General features: G+C 68.4%; 5 protein-coding genes. 2 read left to right on the forward strand and 3 right to left on the reverse strand.

What is annotated here, in order from left to right; genetic code table 11:
• From ACLL9L_RS07650 to ACLL9L_RS07660, 3 genes are all read right to left on the reverse strand, one after another.
• Nucleotides 1-223 (reverse strand): hypothetical protein (locus tag ACLL9L_RS07650; RefSeq protein ID WP_411284050.1); only part of this gene is annotated, 223 nt, incomplete at its 3' end.
• Between the two features lie 7 nt (nucleotides 224-230).
• Nucleotides 231-404 carry a hypothetical protein gene (locus ACLL9L_RS07655; RefSeq protein ID WP_411284051.1) on the reverse strand — a complete coding sequence of 58 codons (174 nt, stop codon included), beginning with the start codon at nucleotides 402-404 and terminating at the stop codon, nucleotides 231-233.
• Between the two features lie 14 nt (nucleotides 405-418).
• Nucleotides 419-589: a hypothetical protein gene (locus ACLL9L_RS07660; RefSeq protein WP_411284052.1), complete on the reverse strand. Its 171-nt coding sequence runs from the start codon at nucleotides 587-589 to the stop codon at nucleotides 419-421.
• Between the two features lie 650 nt (nucleotides 590-1,239).
• Here ACLL9L_RS07660 and ACLL9L_RS07665 point away from each other — a divergent pair.
• Nucleotides 1,240-7,233: a peroxidase family protein gene (locus ACLL9L_RS07665; protein ID WP_411284053.1), complete on the forward strand. Its 5,994-nt coding sequence runs from the start codon at nucleotides 1,240-1,242 to the stop codon at nucleotides 7,231-7,233.
• 113 nt (nucleotides 7,234-7,346) lie between these two features.
• A partial coding sequence (locus ACLL9L_RS07670) for a hypothetical protein (protein WP_411284054.1) occupies nucleotides 7,347-7,696 on the forward strand: 350 nt, incomplete at its 3' end.

Here is a 7,696-nt window from a genome sequence, read left to right on the forward strand (position 1 = left end):
CCAACGGGCGACCAGCGCAGGCGCCGGCGAAGGCCGCGGTACCACCGCCGGTCTTGTCGGTTTGGATGGGGACGGTGACATCGGGCGGGCAGGTCACGGTGCCGGCCCCCAGGTCGATGGTGAACCGGTCCTTGGGGAACCGGCCCCCGGCGCGGCCGGCGGCCCTCGGTCGCACCTTGGTCCTGATCTGCGCGCCGGCCGCCTCCAGCTTCTCCGCCAGCACCCCAGCGCTAGGCCGCGTCGCCGTAGACCGCCAACGGCGACTCCAGTTCGCTCTCGGTTGCGGTCTCGTTGTCCGTGGCGTCCGGGCCGTGCGCGGTGCTCGCCTGGTCGGGCGGGCTATCGGCGTCACCCACCGTCACCCGCCGCATCGGCAGCGAGCAGGTCCTGGGCGAGTACGTCACCGGCCGAGGCCGCGTCACCGGTGTTGCCGGCCGTGACCGTGGTGGCCCGTGATGGATTCGGAGTCCGGGCCGATGCCGATGTGGCCCTTGTACCCGTCGAAGCCGTGGGCGGCCGTCTTGTGGCCGTGCCGGGCCTGCGGGTCGACGGTGGAGATGACCCGGTCCTCGGAGACCCGCCGAGCCATGGTGCACACCCCCTCGTTGCCTTGGTCGAGGTCTTGACCGACCAGGGTCGCAAGCACCGTCCCCGCCTCTGTCGCCGGCGCGTCGAGCCCGCTCCGCTGACATGGCCGGGGGCGAGCTCGTTGTGCTGACGAATATCGAACACCCGAGCTGCCCGCGATCTGGTCGGAGCCGACCTGGCGGGCCTGCGAGACGATCCCCGCGGGGTCCTGGTCGGCGTTACGCACCATCACGAGCGGACGGATGGCTTCGCCCTCGACGAGGAGGAGGGGGCCCGGCGGCTGATCCCACGCAGCCTCAAGCAGTACCGCGGGAAGGTCCCCAGCGAGTTCAGCCGCTGCCTGCCGAACCCGTCCTCGCTGTCGGCGTGCATCAGGGCGTTCACCGCGCGTTCGGCGCCGATCGTGACGCCGCGCTCGCGGTGTGGGCTCCAGCGTGGCGCCGTAGAACGTCCACAAGGTTTCCACAAGGCCACCTCAGCATGGTGGGCTTGTTCTTATCGTCTGCGGGGACAGGGTAAGTTATGAGACTTGTTGCGGTGAGGTTGCTCCGCGTGTCGGGCCGACACGGGTTGGGGCCGCACAGCGCTCCACGCCGCGCTCGTCATCCGAGGCGGGGCCGAGGTGGGGTTCTCTCCCTACCGACCCGGTTGGTGGCTGGGACGTGTGCCCTGCTTATGCCGGTGACGCTGGGCTTCACCGCCGTCAGGGCCGCTGCGGCCGTGGCTCCGGTGGGCCAGGGATTCACCGTTACAGCCACCGACTTGGCGTTCATCCTCAAGCAGATCAAGATTTCGGAGCAGCACGCAGCCACGCTGTCGCCCGCGCATCCGTGTGACACGCTCGTCGGGCCGGGCCCGAACCAGATCCCCGACCGGTTGACGGCGTACGGCCTGCGCACCGTCGATGGGTCCTGCAACAACCTGTTCCCTGGGCGCGAGACTTTCGCCGCAGCCGATCAGCAGTTCCCGCGACTGACCACGCCGGTCTTCAAGGCGGCTGAGAACAGCTCCCCCATGTTCGGGCCCCCCCACCCCACGTCGTACGCGCAGAAGGGGGGCCTCGTCTTCGACTCGCAACCCCGGGTGATCAGTAACCTGATCGATGACCAGACGTCAACCAATCCCGCGGCGGTGGCGGCGGCCGGCTTCCCGGTGCGGACTCAACACGCCCCAGGTCTGTTCCCGTGCACCACCGATCCGGACCTCAGCGCGGTGCCACCAGTTAACGGCGTCCCGGCGGGCTGCGTGCCGTCGCACCACACCCTGTTCATCCCCAATGTGACCACGGACGTCGGCCTCTCGCCACCGTACAACTCACTCTTCACATTCTTCGGTCAGTTCTTCGACCACGGCATCGACCAGACCGCCAAGGGCGGCGGCACGGTGTTCGTCCCGCTGCACGATGACGACCCGCTCATTGCCGGACCGGACCACATCCTCGGCACCAACTGTGGCACCGCAACGGCTTCCCCAGAGTGCGCCGACAACCTGCCGCCGAACCTGCGCTTCATGGTGCTGACGCGGGCACAGAACCAGCCCGGTCCGGACGGCATCATGGGGACCGCCGACGACATCCAGAACGCCAACAACACCGACTCACCCTGGGTCGACCAGAGCCAGACGTACACCTCGCACGCCGCACACCAAGTGTTCCTGCGCGAGTATGTGAACAACTCGGCCGGGAAGCCGGTCTCGACCGGGAGTCTGCTGGGCGGCGCCGAACCGAACCGAACCGGCCAGGCCACCTGGGCGACGCTCAAAGCCCAGGCGGCGACCCTGCTCGGTTTGAAGCTGCTCGACGTGGACGTGGCGAACATCCCGCTGCTCGCCGCTGACCCGTACGGCAAGTTTATCCCCGGCCCGCTGCGGGGGCTGCCTCAGTACGTGACCAAAACCGGCTTGGTCGAGGGCGACACGGTTGCGCCCGTCGTCGTACCGGCCGATGCTTTGCACTTCGACACCCCGTTCCTGACCGATATCGCGCACAACGCGGACCCGGGCACGGTGGGGCCCTGCACGACGGCCATCGGCGTCACGCCCCCGGCGCCAAAGGGTTGCCTCAGTCCTGACGCTGACACGATCGCGTCCGCGGACTTCGCGAGCCAGCCACCGGGGACCTATGACGACGAGATGCTGAACGCGCACTTCACCTGTGGTGACGGCCGGTGCAACGAGAACATCGCGCTCAGCGCGATCCACCAGATCTTCCACTCCGAACACAACCGGCTGATCAACGACATCAAGAACACCCTGACCAACGACACCTCCGCCACTGGCGTTGCGGCGCTGGCTCAATGGACGGTCACGACGGGAACGCCCGATGGCTGGAACGGTGAGCGCCTGTTCCAAGCGGCCCGCTATGTCACCGAGATGGAGTACCAGCACCTGGTGTTCGAGGAGTTCGCCCGCAAGGTCCAACCTGCGGTTCGGCCCTTCCACGTGTACTCCCCCGACGTCAACCCGGCCATCGCCGCCGAGTTCGCCCACGCGGTGTATCGCTTCGGTCACTCGATGCTGGACGAGACCGTCGCGCGCAAGAACGTGGACGGCTCCGACAACTCGATCCCTCTGCTCACCGCGTTCCTGAACCCGCCAGAGTTCCTCAACGGCGGTTCGACCGGCCTCCCAGCCGGCCAGCCGGCCCGCCAGCTCACTCCCGAGCAGGCGGCCGGAAGTGTCGTCATGGGCTCGTCGGACCAGGTAGGCAACGAGCTCGACGAATTCGTGACCGAGACCCTGCGCAACAACCTGCTGGGCCTGCCACTCGACCTGCCCACCCTCAACATCACCCGCGCCCGTGAAGCGGGCGTCCCGCCGTTGAACGACGTCCGCAGGCAGATCTTCGCGAGAACCAACGACGGCCAACTGACCCCGTACACCAGTTGGTCGGACTTCGGTCAACATCTTAAGCACCCAGAGTCACTGATCAACTTCGTCGCGGCATACGGTCAGCACCCGTCCGTCACCAGCCAAACGACCCTGGCCGGGAAGCGGGCGGCAGCGAAGGCGATCGTTGACCCGGGACCCTTAGACACGACCCCGGTCCCGGTTGACGCCAGCGACTTCATGTTCAGCACAAGCGCCTGGGCCAGCACTGCCGCCGGCGTCACCACGACGGGTCTGGACAACGTCGACCTGTGGGTCGGCGGCCTCGCAGAGGTCACCAACCTGTTCGGCGGCCTGCTGGGCAGCACCTTCAACTACGTGTTCCAGAACCAGCTCGAAAACCTGCAGGACGGCGACCGGTTGTACTACATCAACCGCACGACGGGCACAAACCTGAGGGCGCAGCTTGAGGCCAACTCATTCGCCGAGCTGATCCAGCGCAACACCGACGGCACGAACACGCTCAAGAGCGATGCGTTCGCCACGGCGGACTGCAAGTTCCAGATCGCCAACCTGGATGGGACGCCCGCAGGCTTCACGGCCCACGGATCCACCGTCGCCGACGACCCGGCGACGACTGGCTGCGACGAGTCCAAGCTGCTCCTGCGCAAGCCCGACGGCACCATCCAGTACCGAGCGATCAACAGCGTCAACCCCTCCGGCATCAACTACCAGTCCGTCTACAACGGCACATCCGGTGTCGACCGGATCTACGGAGGCAACGACAACGACACCATGTGGGGCGGTGCTGGAAACGACATCCTCGAAGGCGGCGGCGGCGATGACGTCATCCTGGGTGGTGAGGGGAACGACATCATCACCGACTCCGGGGGCAACGACACCCTCAAGGGCGGCCCGGGCAACGACGCAATCGACGGCGGCCCAGGCAACGACAACCTGTTTGGCGGCGACGGTCAGGACTTCATCAACGGCGGAGCCGGCGACAACACGACCTTCGGCGGTCCCGGCAACGACTTCGTGATGGCCGGTGCTGGCGCGGATGTGGTGTTCGGCGGCCCTGGCGACGACTGGATCGAGGGGGGCACCGGTCAGGACCTGCTCCAAGGCGATGAGGGCGCGCCGTTCTTCGACGACCCTGCGCAGGTCAAGCCCGGCAACGACATCATGATCGGCCAGCCCGGTGAGAACGACTACGACGCCGAGGGAGGCGACGACCTTATGTCGGCCAACGCGGCGATCGACCGCTTCGCCGGCGCCGCCGGGTTCGACTGGGCATTCCACCAGTACGACACCATCGCCGCAGACGACGACATGAACATCAACCAGCAACTGGTCGGCGTACCGCTGCCGGTGGTCGTCAACCGCGACCGCTGGCAGGAGACGGAGGCCGACTCCGGGTCAGCATTCAACGACGTCATCAAAGGCACAAACACCGTCCCCAGGCTCACCGGTGGCGCCGGCTTCAGCGGCTGCGACGTGCTCGACCAGGCTGGCGTCAACCGCATCAGCGGACTTGGTGCGCTCCTCCCACCGCTGACCGGCGATCTCGCTCCGGTGGTCGCGATCTCCGCGATGGGAGCCTGCCCGCTCAGCGGCCCGATCTGGGGCGAGGGCAACATCCTGCTCGGTGGGACCGGCAGTGACACGATCGAGGGCCGTGGCGCCAACGACATCATCGACGGTGACAGGTATCTGCAGGTGCGGATCAGTGTCCGCACCAACCGGGATGACCCAGCAACCGAGACCGGCACCACCGACCTCATGGAGAACAAGGCCACCGGCGGTACCTTCGGCCCCGGCACGGCCGGCATGACCCTGCAGGCCGCCGTGTTCGCAGGACTCGTCGACCCGGGCAACCTGATGGCCGTCCGTGAGATCTTGACCCCCACCGTTCCTGCGCCGGACTGCGGGGCGACAGCCCCGCTCAACTGCGACACCGCGGTCTTCTCCGGTCCGCGGTCGAACTACACCATCACCACCACCCCCGCCACGGGCGCCACCCTGGCTAGCATGACAGTCACCCAGATCGGCGCCAACGTGGTCGGCCAAACGGTCAGTGACGGCTCTGACACGCTGCGCAACATCGAACAGCTGCGGTTCTCCGACGGGATGGTTAACCTGACGCCTCCTGGTGCTCCCACCGGCGTGACCGCGACCGCAGGCAATGCCTCGGCGATGGTGAACTGGACGGCTCCTGCGCCGAACGGCAGCTCGCCGATCACCAGCTACGAGATCATCGACAGCGCGGACCCGGCCACCACACTGACCGTCACCTTGGGGACGGCAACCGGCGGCACCGTCGCTGGCCTGACCAATGGGACGACGCATACCTTCAAGGTCCGTGCAGTCAACTCCGGCGGCCCTGGCGCCTTCTCGGCCCCGTCCAACCCGGTGACCCCGGCGACGGTCCCGGGCGCTCCGGCGGCGCCGACCGCGACGGCCGGGAACGCGTCAGCCACCCTCAGCTGGGCCCGGCCCACCTCCGACGGCGGCGCACCGCTGACCAGCTACGACGTGCTCGTGAGCACCGGCACCACCGTGGTGTCGACCATCCCCGCCATCGCCGCCACCGACACCAGCCGGGTCATCACCGGCCTGACCAACGGGACGGCCTACACCTTCCAGATCCGGGCGGTCAACGCCGTCGGCGCCGGTGCCCTGTCCGCCCCGTCCAACCTCGTCACCCCCGCAGCCACCGTCACATCCCTGGCCGGCTTCACCGGGACCACGCCCACCCGGGTCCTGGACACGCGCACCGGCCTCGGCCTGCCCTCGGCCACCCCCGCCGCCCTCGGCGCCGGGGCCACCATGACCCTGACCGTACCCAACCTGCCCGCCGGAGCCACCGCCGTCGCCCTCAACGTCACCGCCACCAACCCCACCGCCGACAGCTGGCTGACCATCTACCCCGGCGGGGCGCCCCAACCGACCGCGTCCAACCTCAACTTCGGACCCGGCCAGAGCATCCCCAACATGGTCCAGGTCCCCCTCGGCCCCGGCAACACCGTCACCATCTACAACAACGCCGGCACCGTCGACGTCATCGCCGACCTCGTCGGCTCCTACGCCCCCGGCACCGGCTCCGGCTTCACCGGCACCAGCCCCACCCGGGTCCTGGACACCCGGATCGGGACCGGCGCACCCACCGCCCCCCTCGGCGCCGGGGCCACCATGACCTTGACCGTGCCCGGCCTGCCCGCCGGAGCGACCGCCGTCGCCATGAACGCCACCGTCACCAACCCCACCGCCGCCAGCTGGCTGACCGTCTACCCCGGCGGGGCGCCCCAACCCAACGCGTCCAACCTCAACTATGTCGCCGGCCAGACCATCCCCAACATGGTCATCGTCCCCCTCGGCCCCGGCAACACCGTCACCATCTACAACCAGGCCGGCACCGTCGAGGTCATCGCCGACCTCGTCGGCTCCTACGCCCCCGGCACCGGAGCCGGCTTCACCGGCACCACCCCCACCCGGGTCCTGGACACCCGCACCGGGACCGGCGCACCCACCGCCACCCTCGGCGCCGGCGCCACCATGACCCTGACCGTGCCCGGCCTGCCCGCCGGAACCACCGCCGTGGCCATGAACGTCACCGTCACCAACCCCACCGCCTTCAGCTGGCTCACCGTCTACCCCGGCGGCGCGGCCCAACCCTGGGCGTCCAACCTCAACTACGGACCCACCCAGACCATCCCCAACATGGTCATCGTCCCCGTCGGCCCCGGCAACACCGTCACCATCTACAACCAAGCCGGCACCGTCGACGTCATCGCCGACCTCATCGGCTCCTACAAGTGAGCGACTACGGGGTTGACGGAGCCCCAAGGTTTCCGCAACGTCCGCAGTGCACCCTTCAGTCAGGACGGGTCGGTGTGGCCGCTGTCCGCACTCGGGCACTCGGGAGGTTCCCCATGGTCAAGGTCGACTGGCGCAAGCGAATGGTGACGACACTGGTCGTCCCCCTGACCGCACTGAGCATGCTCGCCACGGTCACCGCGTATGCCGCCGGCGGTGGCGGGACGGCCACGCCACCCCCGGGTGCGGTGGCCCCGTTCGTGACCGCGACGCTGCCCGACCCGGTGACGTCCGTCAACCCGGCGTTGATCCACGGCTTCGACGACACCGGGTTCATCCAGGGCGCGACACTGGATACCACCAACGTCAACTGCCCGAACACGGTCGACCCGCGCCGCTTCGGTGGCACCCTCACGTTGAACCACGGCCCGGTCGTGGTGCCGTGCAACCTGGTGATCCAGATGCC

The sequence above is a fragment of the Lapillicoccus sp. genome, assembly GCF_046595215.1.
GTDB lineage: Bacteria > Actinomycetota > Actinomycetes > Actinomycetales > Dermatophilaceae > Lapillicoccus.